This is a genomic window from Xanthomonas sp. NCPPB 2586, assembly GCF_041475775.2.
Taxonomy (GTDB): Bacteria; Pseudomonadota; Gammaproteobacteria; order Xanthomonadales; family Xanthomonadaceae; genus Xanthomonas; species Xanthomonas campestris.
Genome location: NZ_CM192981.1, coordinates 3,231,829 through 3,251,184, shown reverse-complemented (window position 1 = coordinate 3,251,184; position 19,356 = coordinate 3,231,829). Strand labels below are relative to the sequence as shown.

Genomic DNA, 19,356 nt, shown 5'->3' with positions numbered 1-19,356 from the left:
CCCCCATCTTTGAAGGACATTGCACATGAGCACCAACAAGATCGCACTGGTCACCGGCGGCACCCGCGGCATCGGCCTGGAGACCGTCCGACAACTGGCCCAGGCCGGCGTGCACACGCTGCTGGCCGGCCGCAAGCGCGATGACGCCGTCGCCGCCGCACTCAAGCTGCAGGCCGAAGGCCTGCCGGTGGAAGCCATCCAGCTGGACGTCAACGACGACATCAGCATCGCCGCGGCCGTTGGCACGGTGGAGCAGCGTCACGGCCATCTGGACATCCTGATCAACAACGCCGGCATCATGATCGAGGACATGCAGCGCAAGCCGTCCGAGCAGAGCCTGGACACCTGGAAGCGCACCTTCGACACCAACCTGTTTGCGGTGGTCGGCGTGACCAAGGCGTTCCTGCCGCTGCTGCGTCGCTCGCTGGCCGGGCGCATCGTCAACGTCTCCAGCATCCTCGGCTCGTTGACCCTGCACACACAGCCGGGCTCGCCGATCTATGACTTCAAGATACCTGCCTACGACGCCTCCAAGAGCGCACTCAACAGCTGGACCGTGCACCTGGCCCATGAGCTGCGCGAGAGCGCGATCAAGGTCAACATGGTGCATCCGGGCTATGTCAAAACCGACATGAACGGTGGCGTCGGCGAGATCGACGTGGAGCAGGGCGCACACAGCAGCGTGCAGATGGCGTTGATCGATGCGCACGGCCCCAATGGCAGCTTCACCCACCTGGGCGAGGTGCTGCCATGGTGAGGACCTTGCTGGGCGCCGCGCTTGCCGCGGCGATCCTGAGTGGTTGCGCGGTCGGGCCGGATTACCGCCCCGAACCGCCGGCCGCAGTGACGCTGCAAGGCGCGCAGGATGCGGCCTATAGCGCCGAGTCGCCGGTGGGCAACTGGTGGTCGCAGTTCGATGACCCGGTGCTGGAACAACTGGTGCGCGATGCATTGTTCGCCAACCACGATCTGCGCATTGCCGTCTCGCGCGTCAAGCAGGCGCGTGCGGTGTTCGTCGAACGCCGGCTGGACCAGGCGCCGCACATCACTGCACAGAGCAGCTTCGATCGCCGTGAACAACAGCAGGTGATCGCCGGTAATCAGCGTTTCCTCACCGAGCAGACCACGCTGGGTCTGGATGCGGCGTGGGAGCTGGATCTGTTCGGCCGCCAGCGGCGTGCGTCGGAGGCGGCGCGTGCCGACCTGGAAGCCGAGCAGGCCGGCCTGCAGGACGTGCAGGTCACGGTGGCGGCGGAAGTGGCGCGTAACTATTTCGAATTGCGCGGCACGCAAAAGCAGCTGGACGTCTCCAAGCGCACCCTGACCAACCTGCGCGACACCCAGAAGCTGACTCAGACGCGTTGGGACCTGGGCGCCGGCAGCGAGCTGGATGTGCAGAGCAGCTTGGCACGCTTGAAGGCCATCGAAGCCGACATTCCGTTGCTGGAAACTGCCGAAGCGCAGTACCGCCATCGGATCGCCGTGTTGCTCGGTCAACAGCCGAATGCGCTGGATGCCACTTTGGTTCCGCGCACCGCACCGCCGTTCGCCCGCGCCTTGCCGCTCGGCGATACCGCCGGCTTGCTGCGGCAACGCCCGGACGTGCGCACCGCCGAACGGCGTCTGGCTGCGGCCACCGCACAGGTGGGCGTGGCCACGGCCGATCTGTTCCCGCGCATCAGCGTGAGCGGCTTTGTCGGCTTTCTGTCTGGCGATGCGGCCAGGTTGACCCAGGGCAACGCAAAGGCGTGGTCGATCACGCCGTCGATCAGCTGGGCCGCGTTCGACTTCGGCACCGTGCGTGCACGCCTGCGTGCCAGCAAGGCGCAGGCCGAAGGCGCGTTGGCGCAGTACCAGCAGACCGTGCTGCTGGCACTGGAAGATACCGAAAATGCCTTGACCGGCTACGGGCGTCAGCAGGCGCGCCTGGCGATTGTGGTGGACCAGGCCAACGCGGCGCGGCGTGCCGAGCAACTGGCGCAGATCCGCTACCGCGAGGGTTCGGAAGACTTCCTGACCCTGCTGGATGCACAGCGCACCCAGTTGGCGGCCGACGATGCATTGGCGCAGGCCGAAGCGGCGGTCAATGTCGGCGTGGTCGGCGTCTACAAGGCGTTGGGTGGCTGGAAGCAAGGCGATGCACCGGCCGCGCCGGTGGCAGTGGCCGAGCGCTGAGATGGCAGGGCGGGCGGCCGCGCGGCCGTCCCGCCCATGCATTACGGTATCAATCGCTGATCGGCAATCGCCGATCAGCGCTGGATGACTCAGTCGGCGATGCGCACGCTGTCGCGGCCGCCGTTCTTGGCCAGATACAGCGCAGCGTCCGCACGCGAAAACCAGTCTTGCCAGTGCGTCTCGCCATCGTGGCGGGCCGCGCCCAGCGACACGGTGATGCGTCCGCCGGGCCCGCGTAATCCGTTGCGGATCACCTTGCGCAAGCGCTCGGTGGCCGCTTCCAGTTCCGCCAGCGAGCCGGCGCGCAGCAGCACCACAAATTCTTCGCCGCCGAAGCGGAACACCTGGTACGGCTCACGCACCTCGAACCGCAGGATCGTGGCCAGGTCAGCCAATGCCGCATCGCCGGCGGCATGCCCGTACAGATCGTTGACGTCCTTGAAGTGGTCCAGGTCCAGGATGATCAGGCTGTTGAGCCGATCCTGCGGCTGGCGCTGATCGATCTGATGGGTGAGCGCGCGCTCGAGCATGCGCCGGTTGGGCAGCCCGGTCAGCGCATCCAGCGAGGCCAGTTCTTCCAGATGCACGCGGTCGTCCTGCATGCGCACAGAGAACGCGTAGCCCACCGCCAGCGTCACCAAGGTGACCATCACGGTGGAGATGCCCTGGCCAGGGCTGACGATCAAGCCGGGTAGCAACAGCAAGGCCGCCAGCAATGGCAGGCTCAGCAACACCGCGCGCTGCGGGCCGCAGAGAAAATAATTGGTGGCCAGCACCGGGAACAACCAGGGCAGGGCGCCGTCGCCGCCGCTCCAGCAGCCGATCAGGCAGCCAGCGACATTGATGGAGGCCAGCCACACTCCACCGCGTCCGGTGCGCTCGGCACTGCGCATGCGCCAGCCACGCCACACCGCGACCAGGCCGAGCGCGGCAGTCAACGCACATGCCACCCCTTGGCCATGCATGGCCAGGTACACCGCGTACAGGCAGAGCAACAGCGCGGTGATCGGCCCGAGCATCTTGACGATGCCGAGGCGGAAATCCCGCCGCAAATGGAGGATCACGGGCGAAGTTCTGGAGGAGTCGGCATCAGTATCGGCCGACGCGTGCGAAAGTTGAGGGAAGGTGGCGCGCGCCGGCAGCGCCTCGTGCGTGCGCAACGTTGCCGGATGCCGATGCCGCATACGACGCTGATCACCACGGACCTCGGTACGCCGCAGCCGATCAGATGCCGCATCCCGCACGCGCTGTGCGGTTTCGCAGATCCTTGACGGCGCAGCGGCAACCTTGGGGCTTTGCCGTGGAGTCACCGATGCCTAATCGCTCAGAGTTGGATGCGCGCCTGGATGCGCTGCAGGACGCACTGCCGAACGTGGCGTCCGATGAAGACGCCGACTTCGATTATCTGGATTTCCAGGCCCGCGCCGAGGCCGTCCTGCACAGCGCCGCACCCGAAGACGCCGCGCATGTGCGTGGCCGCATCGACGACATGTTGGCCAGCGCCGGGCTGATCCCGACCGACGACAACGGCCAGGCCTGTCGCTGACAGCACGGGCCTGGCGTCAAACGCTGCCCGGCGTTACCGCGCTGACCACCTGATTGCGCCCGGCCTGCTTGGCCCGATACAGCGCTTCATCGGCCTTGCGCAGCAACTGCGCGGCGTTGCCTGCATGCCCGGGGAAGGTCGCGACGCCGAACGAGGCAGTGATCTTGGGCAGTGACACGCCATCGGCCATTACCTGCAGGCCATCGATGCCGGCGCGTAATTTTTCCGCCATCGCGCTGGCGGTGGCCAGATCGACCTCGGGCAGGATGATGGTCAGTTCCTCGCCGCCGTAGCGGCAGCAGATGTCTTCGCCGCGGGTCTGCGCCAGCAGCAGTTCGCCGATCGCAGCAAGCACGCGGTCGCCACCGCTATGGCCATGCAGGTCGTTGAATTGCTTGAAATGGTCCACGTCCAGCATCAGTACCGACAGTGGCTGCACGCGTCGGGTGCAGCGCGACAGCTCGTGGTTGAGCGCTTCTTCCAGATAGCGGCGGTTGAACAGGCCGGTCAGCGGGTCACGGATGGATTGCTGGCGCAGCGTCTCGCGCAGGCGCAGGTTGTGCAGCGCCAACGACAATTGTTCGGCGGCCGCCTCGGCCACTGTCAGCGAGGCCAGCTCCTGCGCGTTGTCGCCGCGCAGCGCGAGCATGCCCAGCTGCGTGCCCTGTGCCGACAATGGAATGCAGACCGTGCTCGCATGCGGCGGAAGATTGACGCCGGCATGCTGGCAGACCATGCCCACGCTGACGTCCTCCACCAGGTGAGTGCGGTCGCGTCGCAGTGCCCAGCACTCATCGGGCGCAATGTTCCCGCGTTCGCCATCGGCCAGCGTTCCCCACGCCGCCACCTGCTCGGCGCGATCGCGCGAGGCGCGCAGCAGATACACCGCGCCCGACACACCGGGCACCAGCGGCGCGATCGTGCGTGCCGTGATTTCCAGGGCTTCTTCCGCGTTGCGGCAGTTCTGCAGCAGGCCCGAATAGCGCGCCAGGGCTTCCAAGCCTGCCGAGGTGCGTTCCAACGTGTTGAACGATTCGGCCAGCCGCGTGCTGCTCGTGCTGGCTTCTTCCTCGGCGCGCACACGGCGGGCCAATTCGCGCGACAACAGCCGGTAGGCCAGCACCATGACCAATAACCCGGACAAAATGCCGATTGCCGTCATCCACAGCACCCAGCGCGCGCTGTCGTGGTTGGCCTGGGTGCGCGACACCAGCTGCCGGCGCTCCAGTTCGCCCATCAGTTGCACCTGCCGGCGCAGGGCCGAAGAGGTCTGGAACACGCCCTTGGCGATGGAAGCACGCGCGCCATCCAGCCCGGTGGCGCGATAGCTGTGCAACAGGTCGTTGATCTGCACCAGGCGCATGTCCACCAGCTTGTCCAGCGCGGCCACGTTGCGCAGCTGCAGGGGGTTGTCCTGCACCAACACCTCAAGCCGTGCAATGCGTCCAGGCAGGCGCCCGATGGCGTCGGCATGCACGCCCAGAAAGGCCTCGTTGTCGGTCAGCACGAAGCCACGCGCCGACGACTCCGCCGACAGCAGCCCGGCCTGGATCTCGTCGATGCTGGCAATGACTTCCTGCGTATGCGAGACCCACGCGGCCGCCGTCAGCGACTGCCGCGAGGTGATGTAGCCACCGACGCCGATCAACACAAAGATCAGCCCGCCGAGCATCAAGGCTCCGGCGGCGTGGCGTTTTGCTTTTCTGGTCAACACCGTGTTCCCCAAACAACGATCGTCTGGTCGAGTCCGATGCAAGCGCCGTGCCTATGCTTCACTTCGCTTGCCCGGTGACGGCACGGGTCGCCTGCGCGCGGAGGCGGCGGTATCCTTGTGGCGAGTCATCGAGCCGAGCACGCGTTGGTTATTTTTCTTGGGCGTTACCAGTTGTCGTGCAATGCGCTGCCGCACCCTGCCCAAGGGTGGCGCGCGGACTGGCGCATCCAGCAGGTGGGTGCATCCAAGGCCGGCGACCTGGCACGCGGCGAGCTCTCGCCCCTGTTTGCCGACCACCGCAGCGCCATGGCCGCCGCCCGTGCCGCCGGCATGGTGATCCTGGAAGCCATGCACGCCGACGCCCAGCGGCAGCTCGAATACGCCTGAGCACTGGCGTTGCTGCTCGCCGACGCCGCCTGAATTCCAAGGCCTTCGGCGTTCGATCTCGGGCCGACGCGATTAAAGGCCGGCTGGCGAGGCCGGGCTTGGGAGGTCATGTCGCCCGCCTTGACGGTGTACGCGCACTAGCCGAACCGCCGGTGGAAATTCCCTTTTTGACTTGTTCTAGCGAGCTGTCTGCCGAGTGCATATTGCCTGCCTGCCTGCCGGCAGGCATGCGTGTTCTGCGAACACACTGGCACGCCACTTGCTGCTGTCTCTCTACGAGCGCTGGGGAGCGCGCCAAAGAGAGCAGGAATGGAAGAGCACACCAAACAGGCCTTCGTCATGCTGCGACAGGAAGCCACCGAATTGCTGGCCCTGTTCGACCGCCTATGCTGCGATACCGCGTCAGCGACCCCGATGCAGGGCAATGCAGCCGAGCCGGTCCGCGCGCATGCGCCACAGACCGGTGACGTCACTCTCTGACGCGCTGCGTCCACTGTCGGAGCTGGGCGAGGCGCATCACGGTCGTCTCCTGATGACCTGCTGTGCCGCCCACACCGGTGACATCGCTTTGCACCGTTGCCCTTCAACGAGGCGGCACTGTAAACACTCGTGAGCAAGCAGGGCGGGGCTGCACAAAGCCCAGGTACCGGAACCTTCTTGCGGACCGGCCTGACCTGCACGGCAGCGCTCTCCAAACGCTCAACACCGCACATGAAAAATGCCAGTCGTCTCTCTCGAGAACGCCTGGCCTTGGTCGGTCGTCTTAGGACCGTTGTTTGGTGGAGGTGGGCGGAGCCTGTAAACGCCCTCAGACAAACCCTTGAACCTAAAGAAATTTAGGTCTGATAGATGTGCCCGCTTTGATACCTCAAATGATACCTTGGAATGGCGTAAAAGCGCTGCCCTGCCGCTAGGGAAGGGCAACCGAAACCGAACAGAGTCAGACTTTTCCTACGCGCCAGGCGGCCAAATTAATGGCACACTCGGCTGAACTGCCAAGGCAGAGCCTTGGGACAAGGAGTCTGTGGCGTCATCCAGGGGGAGAGACGTTGGCTACGTTTACGATCTATCTGCTTCGCGAGTCTGTCAAAACCGCAAGAGATGCTGTCATCGATGGTGCAAGAGAGCATGCCATTGAAGATGGGCTTTCGAAATATGGACAGTTGTTCGTCAAGGACACAAAGCCCAAGCCACCCAAATGGGCTGAGCTGTTCGAAAGCTACATAGATAAAAAGCTTCTTGGGACTGTCCAGTCCTCTTCGGCAGCTTTTATAATCCCAGTCGATCAACGCCTTTTTGCGTTAACCTTCGGGCAAGGTCGTTTTTTGCTTCATCCGGATGCCTATGAAGAACGGTTCGGATTGATCGTAACGCTCAATTCAATTAATTCCGATGCGCTGCGAAGTGTCGATAAGCGGGCATTCGTCGAAGACCAAAACAGTAGGGTCCAAACAGCACAAGCCGCGTCAGCGTTAAGTTTTGGAGTTGATATCGAACGCGATTTAGTTCGCGGCATTGTGGGTCGCCCGGTGGATTTCAGACTTGGGAGAAGGTTGGCCGGTGCTGATGCTTTAACGGTTACCTCTGATGTCAGAGTTCCTGGACTCAAATCTTTATTGCGGCGTTACCTTAAAAAATTCGAGTCCAAAGACTACCAAGCCAACTTTCCGTGGATTGATCAAGTTCGCCAGTTGATCCCCAAGGGAACAGTTGCCACCAAATTAGATGCCATGCTAGTCGATAAGGTAAAACAGGCTTGGCACAACAATGGTGTGGTTGATGGTTGCTGGCTAGCAGTTCCCGATATCATCGATTGGGAAAAGGTCGATGGGTTTAAATTCACAAGCTCAAAGGGAGAGGGTGTATCCAGTGATCTACGCTTTCGGGCTCTGATTGCTGCGTATCCGGGTGAAGAGCCTAGTCTGTCGTTTCTTCGTAAGCATTACGCGATGTCTGTTGATGAGGACGAAAAGACAGTGGACAGATGGGCGCTGTATCGCTGCATTCATTGTGAAATTGACGATGACGGGAAATCTTACATTCTTTCAGCTGGGCGCTGGTTTGAGGTTGACAAGGACTTTGTGAGCGCAGTCGAGAGTTCCTTTAAAGACATCGCGAAATATCCAGACGCTCTACCCGTCTATAATCATCGAGATGAGGGGCATTACAATGAGTCCGCTGTGGCTGGAAGTGGTGGCCGTTGGTGTTTGATGGATAAAAAGATGCTTCGCGTCGGCGGAATTCATGACAAGGTCGAGTTCTGCGATCTCTATGGCAGTGGAGAAATCATCCATGTCAAGCATTACGGAAGTTCCGCTGTCCTCGCTCATCTGTTCAATCAGGGTCTAGTGTCTGGCGAGCTACTTCGTTCGCATGAACCTTATGTTTCCCTTGCCAACAAAGAGCTTTTGAAGACCCACCAGCTTCCTTTGGATCCGGTTGATGAGAAGTTTTCTGTTCGGGATGTGGCGCAATACACCATTGTCTTTGCGATCATTAGCCAGTCCAATAAGCCAGATCTTCATTTACCCTTTTTTGCGAAGGTGATCTTTAAAAGTGTTCATGCAAGGCTAGTGGAGCTGGGATATGCAAGTGTGATGTTGGCAAAGGTGGATTGCAGCAATGATGTTGCCGTCGCAAAGCTCAAACCTGCGCCAATAAGAAAAAGGCGGACTAGGCGTGACCTGCCCCCATCGTCCGTACCAGTGATTACTGATAAAGCCCGGGGTTGAAGGGTACTGCGTTGTTGGCTTGTTGTGTACGGTAGTTGGCGGCGAACTGTGCCGGCGGGATGCGACCACAACTGCTGTGCGGCCTGATCTGGTTGTAGTGGCGTCGCCAGTCTGCGATCACGTCCCGGGCTTGTGCCAACGAGGTGAACCAGTGCTCGTTGAGGCACTCGTCGCGGAACTTGCCGTTGAAGCTTTCGATGTAGGCGTTCTGCGTGGGGGCACCCGGCTCGATCAGGATGTGCTCAATGCCATGTTGCTGCGTCCAGGCAATGAAGGCGCGACTGGTGAACTCGGGGCCATTGTCGGTGCGGACCGCGCGTGGATAGCCACGGAAACACGCCGCCTGATCGAGCAGGCGCACTACGTAAGCCCCGCTGATGCCGTGATCCACGGCAATGTCCACGCTCTCGCGAGTGAAGTCGTCGACCACGGTCAGGCACTTGATGCGGCGTGCGTTGGCCAGCGCATCGAACACGAAGTCCATGCTCCAGGTGTCGTTCGGCATGGAGGACGCCAGCAGTTTCTGCCGCTCACCCACCGGACGCTTGGCCTTGCGCCGTTTGCGCACCTTCAGCTCGGCTTCCTCGTACAGGCGATAAATCTTTTTGTGATTCACGGATGGAAACTCCGGGCGCAACAAATCATGCAGTCGGCGATAGCCGAAGCGGCGGTGGGTCTGGGCCAGCTCGACCAGCCGCGCCGACAGCGCCTGCGTGGCTGGCGTCGGCACGGGTGCGTGGCGGAAAGCATCGCGGGACAGCCCCGCAAGGCGGCAAGCCCGGCGCTCGCTCAACGGGGTGTGTTCGAGCATTCGTCGGATTGCCTCGCGCTTGCGTTGCGGGGCTAGCGTTTTACCCCGAAGCCAACCTTCAGCGCTTCGATGTCCAGGTGCGCCTCGGCCAGCAACTTCTTCAATCGAGTGTTCTGGACCTCCAGTTCTTTCAGCCGCTTGGCCTCGTCGGCCTCCATTCCCCCGTACTTGGCCCGCCACTGATAAAAGCTGGCCGGGCTGAAACCATGCCGACGGCACAACTCTGCCACGGCCATGCCCGCGTCGGCCTGTTTGATAAACCCGATGATCTGCTCGGTGCTGAATCTGCTCTTCTTCATGTCCGTCCTCTTGGGTTCACGGACTTTATAGCTTCAGCTGGTACGGCTCAGTGGGGGCAGGTCAGGCGCTCTGGTCTGCGTCGCGCTGGTTAAGGAGAGGATATCAATGAGTGGGTTGATCGCATTTGAAAGCTGCAAGGCTGAGAAGTTCGATGTTGACGGTAAAAACTTCACGGCGCTTTCCCACAAGGAAAGATCATGAGTCAACGAGCCAATTCAGCTACAATCACTATTTATGCTTGTAACCAATTCTGAATGACGTTAAAGTCCGATCTCCATAGCGAACGGACGCGTCATGTCAAAAAAACTAATCATCCAGGGAATTAGTGAAAGTAATCACCTTGATGGAATCTCCGAGGTTTTTGACCTCGATCAAATTCAATGCGGGATAATAAGTGTCGCTTTCATTAGGGCGTCGGGCGTTCTAAATATAAAAAATATTTTAGCCAAAAATCCCGGGAAAATTACTATCTACGCCGGAATTAGGAATGGGATCACATCCGCGCAAGCGATAAAAGCACTACTGGATGTCGGCGTGAGGGTGTTTTTGATTGATACGGGTTCGGCCCACAAAATTTTCCATCCTAAGCTTTATTTTGCTCGCAATTCAACGCACTCACGTCTTCTGGTTGGATCGGCCAACTTAACTAATGGAGGGTTGAGCGGAAATATCGAAGCAAGTTTGGTTGTCGAGCAGGATCATACGGATGAAACTCAATTGGAGTTAAGTAATTCGGTAGAAACCATATTTTCGGGAATGGTCGGAGATTATCCCGAAAATGTCCAGCTGTTGGGAGCGAATACGTCATTGGAAGTGCTACTGGAAGACTTACGGCTGGTTGATGAGGCTCTTGCAATCCCCCCGATTACAAAAGTATCAGCTGGAAAATCCGCGAGTGCGACCCCGCTGATGAATTTAAAGTCCAAAAAGCTTCAAGGTATTGCTAGGCCAAGTTCGAAAAAACTAACCTCCCCCATAGCTGTTGTCCCGACGGCTCCTCTGCCTGCACCAGTAGCTTCGATACCCGGATCCTACGAAGTAATGTGGAGAACAGACGAGCTTACGGAACGAGACCTTGGTATTCCGACAGGAGCAAACACCTCTGCCACAGGCTCAATGAACCTGGATAGAGGAGATCTTACTGGTGACTACGAATGGTCCTATTACTTCCGCGACACCGTATTTAAGCATCTGGCATGGAGCATACCGGACAAGAAGCAAAATCAAACAGCCGTTGCAAAATTTAGAATAGTGGTAGCTGGTGTGGACTATGGCGAACATGAGCTAAAAGTCACTCACGATACCAAAGTAGGGACGGCGAGCTACAATCAGAGAAATGCGATGACCCGACTGAGCTGGGGCCCAGCTCATTCCTATGTGGATAAGCGTCAACTGATCGGGCGAAGCCTCACATTATCCAGAATGATTGGATATGGGCAGCGCTTTATGATCGAAATTGATTAATCAACCGGAGGATCATCTGTTTCGCTCATCCTTTGTCGCCTATTCCTAAGCTGAGCCCACGCGGAAAAGATGATACTGCTATTGCTTGCAGACAAGCCTCCTGATTTCAATACTTCCATGCCACAGGTCTCCTGGACTTGTGGCATTCTTTTATTTCTAACTGCACGGTCAATGTCATTAATGGCTGTGGCTGCCTTGTTCAATGTTGGCACTAACAGCCTTTCAATTTCCGAAGGGACGAGTTCCAAAACGCCACCGCCATAAGTTCGACCTTCAAGCTCTGCACTCAGCGCAGTCAGCGGGTTGATAAAATTACTAACAAAGGTGCTCGGGCGAAGCTTGTGCGTTTCGATACGATAAGCTGTGTCTGTTGTAAATGCTCCGGCCTTATTAAGCACAAGCTTTGGGGCATCATGACAGCGTTTTAGCATCCCGATTGACGATGTTGACACAGAAGGAACGGTATACCAAGGCTTGCGAACTCGGCACTTAAAACGCTTGTGCAATTCTTGTTCTTCGCCAACTGAAATATACGCGGCTGCGTTTGAATTTTTTGCAGCATTCTGATTGGGGAACCAGATGAAGTTCGCAGGGAGGCCTGCAAGTTTGTTTCTCTCATGTTGAGCTTCATCATAGATAACGCCAGGAGCATGTTCGCTTCGCCCAAACATGGGGTGTGCCCATTGTTCGAGTCGATTTTTGGCAACAGTTTCGTCATTTACCAAGAAAAACTTGTTTGCTCCTGTGACAATGCCAACATCTACATCAGCAACCTTGCTAAAACGTGTAAAGATGTGTTCGCCTTCAATTTCTTCAATAAGATCCCGAACGCTTTGAGACAGGAATGCCCAAGTCCACTTAGCTTCAATGGCTTTCCCACTAATAGGTGTTACTTTTTGGAAGGTTTCGCTTGGCGATACTGTAAGAAAGCTTTTACCACGCACAGGGACAAGGCCTAGTCCCTCTGAAACTTGACCAGGGTTATCCTTTTTTTGTGCCATAAGAAGGACGGCGCCTTGAAGCGTATTCTCAAACCAAATTTCTTCCGGGTCGATCAATACTACTTTACTGCACTCATTGGCGAGGAATGTCCTTAGCGACTGTGCGTGAAGGACATGAATAATTTCGGAGGGAACGACCATGGCCAAGCGGCCACCGGCCCTAAGAAGTGCGATCGAAGCAAGAATAAAAGGAACCCAGGCGTTTGTATGTTTCGTAAACTTGCAACGGAGTTCGAAAAATACTTTTTCTGCTTCCTTCTGGAAGTCTGCCGGAAGATATTGATAGCGAATAAATGGAGGATTGCCCAAAATTGCGTCATAACGACGGCCACCGGGGCGCATCTGGTGAAGTGCCCAAGCCAAAAAATCGGTTGAGATAATATCTGCGGAAATTGGCAAAGAATTCGCGCGAGCCTTTGCTTTGCTCGCTTCCAATTCATTCAATTCAATTGCTGTGATCTTTGCTTTTGTAAGCGATGCATTTGCCACAGCCTGCAAAAAAGAACCGTCACCGCAACTTGGCTCTAATATGCTGGTCGGATTAATTTCTCCCACCCACTGTGCAGCGTAGGAGGCCAAATCGATGGGAGTATAATATCCGCCCCTTAACTTCTCGGCGGTTTCATTTTGGATGAAGTTCACAATCCAGCCTTGTTATCACTATCTTTTTGTTCGCTTTGCAATTCTTGATTCAAGGCGGTCTTTGAGCCGTCTTGAATGCACTGTTCGGCAGAGTTGATAAACCAGTCTTTTAATGTCAAATCCTGAGCCGCAAGCGTCATGTAAAGACGTTTTTTAAGCAAGGGCTCGATTTCAATAACGACTCGACCTGAAGGACCACGCGCCATGGCTGACTTCTCATGTTACATATGTGACATAACATACCCTAAGAAGGCTAGCTGCACAAGAAGAGGTTAGATAGGGCGATAGCGTCAATGGCTAGATTTGGGCATAATGATCGCGCGGATAACCTCATCCGCCAATGCCGCCTGTTTGACAGGGACGCCCTAATAGCTCGTCGTGACGGCCTCTTGATGGATGAGCCAAGCAAATATTGCTATTCCAGGAGAAAAAATTTTGATGACCAAATCAACCCTTGATTCGATTGCTTCGGCCAAAGCCAAGCTAGCGGAAGAGCTGAGAAAGCTGGAAGAACAAGAAGCCAACCTGTTAGAGGAAGAGGCCTCGAACGCTTTCCAGCAGGTGTCAGAGCTGCTGAGCCGCTTCGGCCAGCACTTTACCGCCAAGCAGAAAGCAGATCTTGCAGTTCAGCTTGGCGCTTCTGTTGGCGGATCTGGCCGCCCGAAGAAAGCAGCCGGCACTCGCAAGGAAGTGGCCCCGAAGTATTGGCTTCCCCACACGCAAGAAACTTGGTCTGGTCGGGGTAGGACTCCACGCGCTTTTGCAGCTTACGAAGGATCGGCGGCTTATAAAGAGTGGAAGGCAAAGCACCCTAACGACAAGTTCCCGAAATACCCGGGTTGACTAATGAGCCCCACATGTTGGGGCTTTTTATTTTTTAAACTTGTCTTTTTTCGAGAAGGCTTTTGCAAATTGTCCAGGCGTGTAGGCAGGCAAGTCGACGCCTGGATTAAATTTCGAAACTGTCGAATATATTGCTTTAAGTTCGGGAGGGCATTGATCCCGGTCAATGTAGGTTTGTAGTCCTGGGACATGCACGCTGTCTGGCTTCGATCCTTGAACAGCGTGGCCGGTAACCAAAGCCACTTCTGCCACACCGATCCCATGTTTAGTTAAATTTGTTGAAAAGGTATGGCGGAAAGCATGGGAGCCGATGCCTTTATCAAATCCCATTTGTTTAAGGCGCTTACAGAAGTCCCGGATAACTTTGTCACCATAACCCAGGTAGAAGGCTTCACCCTCATAAAGCTTATAGCCGGCATCGAGATGGGGGAACAGGCGCGGATGTTTGGTTGCTCTAACTTCTTCGACATATACAAGGAAGCCTGCATCGATCAGTGGTTGAGCCAGTGGAATGACGCGAACAGAGGGCTTATTTTTGACACGCTGTTCTTTTTGAGTGACGCGAATGGTGATGCAGCTGATGCCATCAATGGTAGCAATATCGGCAAGTCGAAGCTGGGCAATTTCGCTGGCTCGGGCACCTGTGTAGAGACAAAGCTGCGGCACCCACCACCGTTCTGGACGATCTTTAACCCAACGCTTAAATTCAATCGGTTCAAAAATCGCAGCTAATTCTTCGATGTAGAGCGGCCTTCTGCTTTTTCTCTCTGTTGACGTGTCAATTCTCGTGGCGACGCCAATGCAGGGAGAATTTTTGATCACACCCATTACAATTTGTCGTTGAAAAAATGCGCAGATCCTCGCCAGATGATTGTTGTAAGTGCTAGCTGCGATGGTCACTGGTTTGCGTGACCGGCCTATGGCAAGGACCTCGGTGGTGCTCATCCCGCGAAACTCTTTTCTGGACTTTGCATTTTTTGGCCACCATTGAAAGCTATCGAGCACTGAGCGAATGTGGTCTTGGTTGATCTGATCAACGGGGATGTTGCCAATAACGCTAGCAGTGATGCCGAGGGTTTGGGTAAGTCCGACGATGCCGCCAAGACCTTTTTTCTCTCGTTTGATGTCTCGCCGATACTTTTTGATTTCGTCTTCTAAAAGGTGTAGATCGCCAGAAGTATTCGGGGAAGATGAGGCGGTTAAGCCCTGAGCCATACGCAGTTGCTTGATCATTCTTACGAAACGCTGATCGGCGTTTGGCCCTTGAACCGTGAAGCCTTCGAGCACCAAGTTGCCCGATATCACCCGGGACACACTGCATTGCCGTTCGTTTAAATTATTTTCGATTTGATCTTTTTTCATGAGCCACCTTTGAACACCAAACTTAATGAGGAGCAGCGGTGTGTCAATGGGGAAGCCTTAAAATCAACCAAACTTCGTATCTATGGGGCGGTTTAATTTATAACCATATTGGTCCTCTTAGTAGAGCTGGCTGGGGTTTCCGTGTTGCGTTGAATTAATTAAATAGTTTTTTGACTTTTTTCTACCTAGTGGATTGTGCCGCCTTCAACGAGACTTTCGAGTTCATCTGCGTCAATTTCACCTTCAATGAAAAGCTGCGCCAGCTTTTCTGTTGGTAAGGATATTTCGTCGCCCGTTAACGCAAGCGCTTCCTTCACGCGCTGAACTTGATTTGCTCGCTCTCTTCTCTCTTGTTCGCTGATTTTATGTGTCGCCATTTGGATTCCTCCTGCGAATCGCTTTGTTTCAATAGTTATAATGCGAAATTGCGGTCGGTCAACTATGCTAGTGGCTGTTTTGCTGCGCTGTTCAATCACTTAGAAACGCGAGCGTTCAATAGTGCGCTCAGCTCTTTATCGCTAATTAGGCCATCGACATAGAGTTGGGATAGGTGCTTCACCCGCTTGGGCGGATGAACATTGTTGGCTCTGAGGACTTTATAAGTTGTTTCTACCATTTCAGTCCGGAACGCTCGCTCTTCTTCACCAATAAGAGGCTTGGTGAGATGATACTCAGTCGGCGTCGCTTTTTTGCCCATGCTAGATTTATAATCCAGAATCAGCTCCAGTCAACGTGATTCCTAAGTCCATGTAGGAATCCCCGGGAGGCGGCATAGCCCGATCCGATTCTTGTGAATTAGGTATCATCTAAGGCTGGGGCTAGTTCTGCCTAATAGAGTTGAGACTTCACTCTTCTGCTGCTTTGAGATCGGCCTTTTTTTACATCATGGCTTATGGCCGATTTGAATGAGATAGATGAGAGTTTTTGTGACGAGGCTGCAAATTTGAACGAAATGAAGGATGAGTGGGAGAGGGGGATTTCTAACTAGTCGTGCAGGTTGACTGTCTCGTTTAAAAAAAGAAAGGCCCCGACTGGGGCCAACTTTTGATGTGTCAATCCATATTATTTAGAGCTTTAGTCCCTCATTGACAGCTTGTCGAATAAGCTCATACCACTTGTCCATCTCGCGCTCATTTCCAAAACTGATCGTCCAATTCGGGTGGTCGATGTCCCGGACATTCACAGTAATCGTTCCCACATGCTTCGATCGGTGCCAATGTTTATCCCATGAGCGAACATCCGAAAATTGATAAGTCTTTGAAGCACTGTCCATTTTAAATTTGATGGATGAGCGAGCTGTGGAAATGGCAATAGCGGTGCGCTTATTAAAATGGAACCGCTGATAATTTTCTTTAAAACCCGCACGCTCACCGTGCAGCTTCAATGTCACCACCGATCCAATAACAATAAAAAATGCGCCGCCAACCAACAGGAAAAGGAGGAAAGTCCAGACCGTCATCGAAGTTCCAAAATAGGGAAAGGGATGCCAACGGTCCGCTCGTTACTGGATCCGACCAGTGACCTTCCAAACTCCCCCAACCTCCGAGAAGGTGTAGACCCCGTCCATCTCATTGCCGAATTTTCGGCCCATGGCTGTGACTTCCGCACTCACATCGCAGGCATAACTTGGCGCGCCTTCCGCCTTCGTGCACTTGGCACTCTTGAAGTCTTCAATCCTGGCGTCATCGCTGCCGTTGTCTTTCATGTATTGCAAGAACGCATGCTCTCTTTCAGTTTGCGCCGGACCGCCTCCTGAGCAGGCCGTCAGTCCAGCAATGAGCAAGGTGGTGAGGGAGACACGGAGCTTCGACATGGTTGGGTCCTTTGCCTTGGGTGGGTGTAATCACGAGGGTTGCAACGGAGCAAAAGATACGCTAAACGTAACATACGGGCAACGTAATTTACGAACAACGTAGCTTACGTTCATCCTTGGGGCATGACTTCTCCCAACGCCCGCAGTGTTCGTGTCGTCTTCGCCGCCCGTATGAAGAAGCGGAGGAAGACACTTCGGCTCAGCCAAAAGGCCTTAGGAGTGCTCATGGGACTACCAGAAGATGTCGCAGGCGTTCGCATCAATCGATACGAGCGGGCAGTGCATGAGTGCGATAGTGAGACGGCTCAGAAAATGGCTGACGCTCTTGGCGTCTCGCTTGCCTACCTTTATGCAGAGACAGACGAACTGGCAGAACTCATCCAGGAGTTCATGCAGCTTCCCGCCAAAGACCAGCACGCGCTCTTGGCTGATATCAAGTCTCGCTCCAAGACAAATCGTGTGCGCTAACTGGCATCACGTTTGTCGGTGAAGTGCGCAGTGGTTGTAGGGGTTTTCTGATAATCATCGAGTTTTGATGATTTATGTGACGCGTATCACTTTTCGTGTGATTTTTGCCTTGCTTTGACATAGTTGTCAGGGCATGTTGCCCGGGCTTCGTCAGTGCGTCGAAATTTTATGGATGGAAATTTTGAGTTAGCGCCGCTTGATTTGGCCTTTGCGCCACTTCCAGGACGACGTGATGCGCCTGATGCTTCGGTTTGGCTCGATGCCTCGTTTTCGGTCTACACGCCGGCGTTGTTAGAGCCACCACTTCGGACCTATGAAAAAATAGGGGATTACCAACGCTTTGAGTCAGATGCTCAATGCGTCGGCTACCTTTCAGCTCTGTCTTACCGTTTAGTTCACGTATGCAGAGGGAGTTGGAAGTTCACCTCGATCCCTGATTTGAGGGCAAGTCGCCACGCGGCGTCAGCCATCAATGCGTCCCTCAGAGCAGGACTTCCAGATACGCATGGTGTTTTAAATTGGTCATTAAATTTGGCCAAAAATTTAGGCAATAGCCAAGTCAAAAGCCGCACGGATAACGCATGGGTCGGTGGAAAGAAGCCGTCAGAAGCGTGGCTTGTTTTACCACAGGCAGATCAACTGCCTTATCTTTTAAAAAACCTCGAAGATTTGCTGCAAGGCAAGAGCGCCCAGCCGATCAACTGCGCATTTTTCGAAGCCATTGCGTATCAGATGATCTGCATCCATCCACTTAGTGATACTAATGGACGGGTGACCCGCACTCTCCTGATAAATTTGGCGGGACGCTATCGAAATTTTTATCCGCTCTATATTGCGCATTGCCTGATCTTTGCCAAACAGCGAACAGGTCAAACCTGGATGCAGGCATCTTCGACGGTCACAAGTCCAGATCTCAGTAATTCAGAAGCGTGGTTAGGCCACATCAAGTTGATTTCGCAAAAAATTTACGATTTGGCCGCTGCTGGAATAGATCCGAGAGTATTGTGGTCACTTCTTTCATACGGATATGTATCCGAAGACACGCTTTGTGCTGGAAAAAATCCATGCAGCCCAGCACTCGCTGCAAAAATTATGAAGCGCCTACCGGCGCTTTTAGAACAGGAACAGGGGATATTTTACTCAGCCGAGCTTGAAATCCTGATCATCGGAATTGATCGCTCTATTAATAAGGACAGTTATGAAATTAAGTGAGTCGCAAGACGGCAAGCCCAAGCAGCTCAAAGCTGCGATCAGGCGAACCATTTATTTGACATTGGTGCTGGCAGGGGTTGCAAGCGTCTTATCGCCGTTCGCATCAGCCTCCGATACCGATGGGACGACGACGATGCCGCCTGTCGAAGTGCCGCCTCCCTATATCCCACCACCCATTGAAAATCCGCCACCGCCATACTATCCAGATCCGGGCGACGGTGGCGGGAACAACGGAGGTGGTGGCGGCGGTAGCGGAGAGGATCCTGAGGTGGTTTGCGAGAATCTTAGAGCCACTAAACCGGCTATGTGTCCGAATCCAATACCACTTCCAGCTGGCGCAACCTACGCGCAAGATAAGTTGCCTGGGGCGAGCATCAATGGAAAATCGACGATGCTCATGGCCATTGGCTACTCGCAAGGCAGAGCATTTGGCCCTAATGGGACAACGGCTGCACCGAATGTTACAGCAGCATGGTTGATGGAATTTGCTTTAAATAAGCAGACACAAAACTATGCAAATCCCGGAATTCCGTTCAAAGAAGCGACCAAAATATTCCGCGAGGATTTAAAAAACATTTGCGACTTGGAAAGCATGGAGTCGAATAAATATCGCATTCCAGGTCAGTTGACGGTTCCGGAATATTACTGTTTCGAAATCATGAAGGCGCTGGACATCGAAGCCGATGATCAGATGAACTTTGTCCAGTTTTTCATTGATTGGTCTAAGCGTTACGCCATCAATCTTGAAAGGTATGTTCCGGGAGAAGTCCTGAGTTCCGGAAGCTTAGACAACTCAATTGGCGTAAAATGGAAAGTCACATCTGCTGATGCAGCGTGCTCAACATGGTGGACGAATTTTCAGCAGAATCAGTGCAGTCTATAATGG

Annotated in this window: 21 protein-coding genes; 11 read left to right on the top strand and 10 right to left on the bottom strand. The window is 55.1% G+C overall.

Features of this window, described 5'->3' with window-relative positions:
* Nucleotides 1-25: 25 nt before the first annotated feature.
* Nucleotides 26-757, top strand: coding sequence for an SDR family oxidoreductase (locus ACCQ09_RS14095; protein WP_040941522.1), 732 nt, complete (start codon nucleotides 26-28; stop codon nucleotides 755-757).
* Nucleotides 751-2,175 (top strand): efflux transporter outer membrane subunit, encoded by a 1,425-nt coding sequence (locus ACCQ09_RS14090; RefSeq protein WP_040941521.1) that lies wholly within the window; start codon nucleotides 751-753, stop codon nucleotides 2,173-2,175. The genes ACCQ09_RS14095 and ACCQ09_RS14090 overlap by 7 nt, the downstream gene beginning before the upstream one ends.
* Nucleotides 2,176-2,264: 89 nt before the next feature.
* On the opposite strand, the gene ACCQ09_RS14085 is transcribed toward ACCQ09_RS14090, so the two are convergent.
* Complete coding sequence (locus ACCQ09_RS14085; protein WP_011036633.1) at nucleotides 2,265-3,239, bottom strand: GGDEF domain-containing protein; 975 nt, start codon at nucleotides 3,237-3,239, stop codon at nucleotides 2,265-2,267.
* A 248-nt stretch (nucleotides 3,240-3,487) separates the two neighbouring features.
* Here ACCQ09_RS14085 and ACCQ09_RS14080 point away from each other — a divergent pair, with 248 nt between their 5' ends.
* Nucleotides 3,488-3,721 carry a hypothetical protein gene (locus ACCQ09_RS14080; RefSeq protein WP_014507301.1) on the top strand — a complete coding sequence of 78 codons (234 nt, stop codon included), beginning with the start codon at nucleotides 3,488-3,490 and terminating at the stop codon, nucleotides 3,719-3,721.
* Nucleotides 3,722-3,737: 16 nt separating this feature from the next.
* Here the strand turns inward: ACCQ09_RS14080 and ACCQ09_RS14075 are convergent, their stop codons facing one another.
* Nucleotides 3,738-5,393, bottom strand: a complete 1,656-nt coding sequence (locus ACCQ09_RS14075) for a sensor domain-containing diguanylate cyclase (protein ID WP_040941520.1) — start codon at nucleotides 5,391-5,393, stop codon at nucleotides 3,738-3,740.
* A gap of 186 nt (nucleotides 5,394-5,579) precedes the next feature.
* Here ACCQ09_RS14075 and ACCQ09_RS14070 point away from each other — a divergent pair, with 186 nt between their 5' ends.
* The 3 genes from ACCQ09_RS14070 (at nucleotide 5,580) to ACCQ09_RS14060 (ending at nucleotide 8,554) form a co-directional block, all read left to right on the top strand.
* Nucleotides 5,580-5,822 (top strand): hypothetical protein, encoded by a 243-nt coding sequence (locus ACCQ09_RS14070; RefSeq protein ID WP_040941519.1) that lies wholly within the window; start codon nucleotides 5,580-5,582, stop codon nucleotides 5,820-5,822.
* Between the two features lie 309 nt (nucleotides 5,823-6,131).
* The gene (locus ACCQ09_RS14065) at nucleotides 6,132-6,302 is read left to right on the top strand and encodes a hypothetical protein (RefSeq protein ID WP_040941518.1); all 171 of its coding nucleotides are present in this window, start codon (nucleotides 6,132-6,134) and stop codon (nucleotides 6,300-6,302) included.
* Between the two features lie 569 nt (nucleotides 6,303-6,871).
* Entirely contained in the window at nucleotides 6,872-8,554 is a 1,683-nt protein-coding gene (locus tag ACCQ09_RS14060; RefSeq protein WP_228428005.1) for a DUF6119 family protein, read from the top strand.
* Here the strand turns inward: ACCQ09_RS14060 and ACCQ09_RS14055 are convergent.
* Nucleotides 8,532-9,664, bottom strand: a protein-coding gene (locus ACCQ09_RS14055; protein WP_087942069.1) for an IS3-like element IS476 family transposase whose coding sequence is annotated in 2 segments (ribosomal slippage) — nucleotides 8,532-9,409 and nucleotides 9,409-9,664 — 1,134 coding nt in all. Because the reading frame shifts where the segments join, the coding sequence is not laid out codon by codon here. The genes ACCQ09_RS14060 and ACCQ09_RS14055 overlap by 23 nt on opposite strands.
* A gap of 295 nt (nucleotides 9,665-9,959) precedes the next feature.
* Here ACCQ09_RS14055 and ACCQ09_RS14050 point away from each other — a divergent pair.
* Nucleotides 9,960-11,129, top strand: a complete 1,170-nt coding sequence (locus ACCQ09_RS14050) for a phospholipase D-like domain-containing protein (protein ID WP_228428284.1) — start codon at nucleotides 9,960-9,962, stop codon at nucleotides 11,127-11,129.
* Here the strand turns inward: ACCQ09_RS14050 and ACCQ09_RS14045 are convergent.
* Both ACCQ09_RS14045 and ACCQ09_RS14040 read right to left on the bottom strand, forming a co-directional pair.
* Nucleotides 11,126-12,772 (bottom strand): N-6 DNA methylase, encoded by a 1,647-nt coding sequence (locus ACCQ09_RS14045; protein ID WP_228428285.1) that lies wholly within the window; start codon nucleotides 12,770-12,772, stop codon nucleotides 11,126-11,128. The genes ACCQ09_RS14050 and ACCQ09_RS14045 overlap by 4 nt on opposite strands.
* Complete coding sequence (locus ACCQ09_RS14040; RefSeq protein ID WP_228428286.1) at nucleotides 12,769-12,978, bottom strand: hypothetical protein; 210 nt, start codon at nucleotides 12,976-12,978, stop codon at nucleotides 12,769-12,771. Before ACCQ09_RS14040 ends, ACCQ09_RS14045 begins: the two co-directional genes overlap by 4 nt.
* Nucleotides 12,979-13,210: 232 nt before the next feature.
* Here ACCQ09_RS14040 and ACCQ09_RS14035 point away from each other — a divergent pair, with 232 nt between their 5' ends.
* The gene (locus ACCQ09_RS14035) at nucleotides 13,211-13,615 is read left to right on the top strand and encodes an H-NS histone family protein (RefSeq protein ID WP_228428299.1); all 405 of its coding nucleotides are present in this window, start codon (nucleotides 13,211-13,213) and stop codon (nucleotides 13,613-13,615) included.
* A 27-nt stretch (nucleotides 13,616-13,642) separates the two neighbouring features.
* Here the strand turns inward: ACCQ09_RS14035 and ACCQ09_RS14030 are convergent, their stop codons facing one another.
* From ACCQ09_RS14030 to ACCQ09_RS14010, 5 genes are all read right to left on the bottom strand, one after another.
* Nucleotides 13,643-14,977 carry a site-specific integrase gene (locus ACCQ09_RS14030; RefSeq protein ID WP_228428287.1) on the bottom strand — a complete coding sequence of 445 codons (1,335 nt, stop codon included), beginning with the start codon at nucleotides 14,975-14,977 and terminating at the stop codon, nucleotides 13,643-13,645.
* Nucleotides 14,978-15,162: 185 nt separating this feature from the next.
* On the bottom strand, nucleotides 15,163-15,354 hold the full coding sequence (locus ACCQ09_RS14025) for a chromosome segregation protein ParM (protein ID WP_158526629.1): 192 nt from the start codon (nucleotides 15,352-15,354) through the stop codon (nucleotides 15,163-15,165).
* A gap of 95 nt (nucleotides 15,355-15,449) precedes the next feature.
* Complete coding sequence (locus ACCQ09_RS14020) at nucleotides 15,450-15,674, bottom strand: hypothetical protein (RefSeq protein WP_080581550.1); 225 nt, start codon at nucleotides 15,672-15,674, stop codon at nucleotides 15,450-15,452.
* A 369-nt stretch (nucleotides 15,675-16,043) separates the two neighbouring features.
* The gene (locus ACCQ09_RS14015; protein WP_017172546.1) at nucleotides 16,044-16,436 is read right to left on the bottom strand and encodes a hypothetical protein; all 393 of its coding nucleotides are present in this window, start codon (nucleotides 16,434-16,436) and stop codon (nucleotides 16,044-16,046) included.
* A gap of 42 nt (nucleotides 16,437-16,478) precedes the next feature.
* Nucleotides 16,479-16,790 (bottom strand): hypothetical protein, encoded by a 312-nt coding sequence (locus ACCQ09_RS14010; protein ID WP_025988672.1) that lies wholly within the window; start codon nucleotides 16,788-16,790, stop codon nucleotides 16,479-16,481.
* 171 nt (nucleotides 16,791-16,961) lie between these two features.
* On the opposite strand from ACCQ09_RS14010, the gene ACCQ09_RS14005 reads away from it, so the two are divergent.
* The 3 genes from ACCQ09_RS14005 (at nucleotide 16,962) to ACCQ09_RS13995 (ending at nucleotide 19,353) form a co-directional block, all read left to right on the top strand.
* Nucleotides 16,962-17,258 (top strand): helix-turn-helix domain-containing protein, encoded by a 297-nt coding sequence (locus ACCQ09_RS14005; protein WP_011050959.1) that lies wholly within the window; start codon nucleotides 16,962-16,964, stop codon nucleotides 17,256-17,258.
* A gap of 168 nt (nucleotides 17,259-17,426) precedes the next feature.
* Nucleotides 17,427-18,470, top strand: a complete 1,044-nt coding sequence (locus ACCQ09_RS14000) for a Fic family protein (RefSeq protein ID WP_192811356.1) — start codon at nucleotides 17,427-17,429, stop codon at nucleotides 18,468-18,470.
* On the top strand, nucleotides 18,457-19,353 hold the full coding sequence (locus ACCQ09_RS13995; protein WP_228428288.1) for a hypothetical protein: 897 nt from the start codon (nucleotides 18,457-18,459) through the stop codon (nucleotides 19,351-19,353). The genes ACCQ09_RS14000 and ACCQ09_RS13995 overlap by 14 nt, the downstream gene beginning before the upstream one ends.
* Nucleotides 19,354-19,356: the final 3 nt, after the last annotated feature.

Coding starts and splice junctions, on each gene's coding strand:
- ACCQ09_RS14095 (WP_040941522.1), top strand. CDS start 26: ATGAGCACCAACAAGATCGCACTGGTCACCGGCGGCACCCGCGGCATC.
- ACCQ09_RS14090 (WP_040941521.1), top strand. CDS start 751: ATGGTGAGGACCTTGCTGGGCGCCGCGCTTGCCGCGGCGATCCTGAGT.
- ACCQ09_RS14080 (WP_014507301.1), top strand. CDS start 3,488: ATGCCTAATCGCTCAGAGTTGGATGCGCGCCTGGATGCGCTGCAGGAC.
- ACCQ09_RS14075 (WP_040941520.1), bottom strand. CDS start 5,393: ATGCTCGGCGGGCTGATCTTTGTGTTGATCGGCGTCGGTGGCTACATC.
- ACCQ09_RS14065 (WP_040941518.1), top strand. CDS start 6,132: ATGGAAGAGCACACCAAACAGGCCTTCGTCATGCTGCGACAGGAAGCC.
- ACCQ09_RS14050 (WP_228428284.1), top strand. CDS start 9,960: ATGTCAAAAAAACTAATCATCCAGGGAATTAGTGAAAGTAATCACCTT.
- ACCQ09_RS14040 (WP_228428286.1), bottom strand. CDS start 12,978: ATGGCGCGTGGTCCTTCAGGTCGAGTCGTTATTGAAATCGAGCCCTTG.
- ACCQ09_RS14035 (WP_228428299.1), top strand. CDS start 13,211: ATGACCAAATCAACCCTTGATTCGATTGCTTCGGCCAAAGCCAAGCTA.
- ACCQ09_RS14030 (WP_228428287.1), bottom strand. CDS start 14,977: ATGAAAAAAGATCAAATCGAAAATAATTTAAACGAACGGCAATGCAGT.
- ACCQ09_RS14025 (WP_158526629.1), bottom strand. CDS start 15,354: ATGGCGACACATAAAATCAGCGAACAAGAGAGAAGAGAGCGAGCAAAT.
- ACCQ09_RS14020 (WP_080581550.1), bottom strand. CDS start 15,674: ATGGGCAAAAAAGCGACGCCGACTGAGTATCATCTCACCAAGCCTCTT.
- ACCQ09_RS14015 (WP_017172546.1), bottom strand. CDS start 16,436: ATGACGGTCTGGACTTTCCTCCTTTTCCTGTTGGTTGGCGGCGCATTT.
- ACCQ09_RS14010 (WP_025988672.1), bottom strand. CDS start 16,790: ATGTCGAAGCTCCGTGTCTCCCTCACCACCTTGCTCATTGCTGGACTG.
- ACCQ09_RS14005 (WP_011050959.1), top strand. CDS start 16,962: ATGAAGAAGCGGAGGAAGACACTTCGGCTCAGCCAAAAGGCCTTAGGA.
- ACCQ09_RS14000 (WP_192811356.1), top strand. CDS start 17,427: ATGGATGGAAATTTTGAGTTAGCGCCGCTTGATTTGGCCTTTGCGCCA.
- ACCQ09_RS13995 (WP_228428288.1), top strand. CDS start 18,457: ATGAAATTAAGTGAGTCGCAAGACGGCAAGCCCAAGCAGCTCAAAGCT.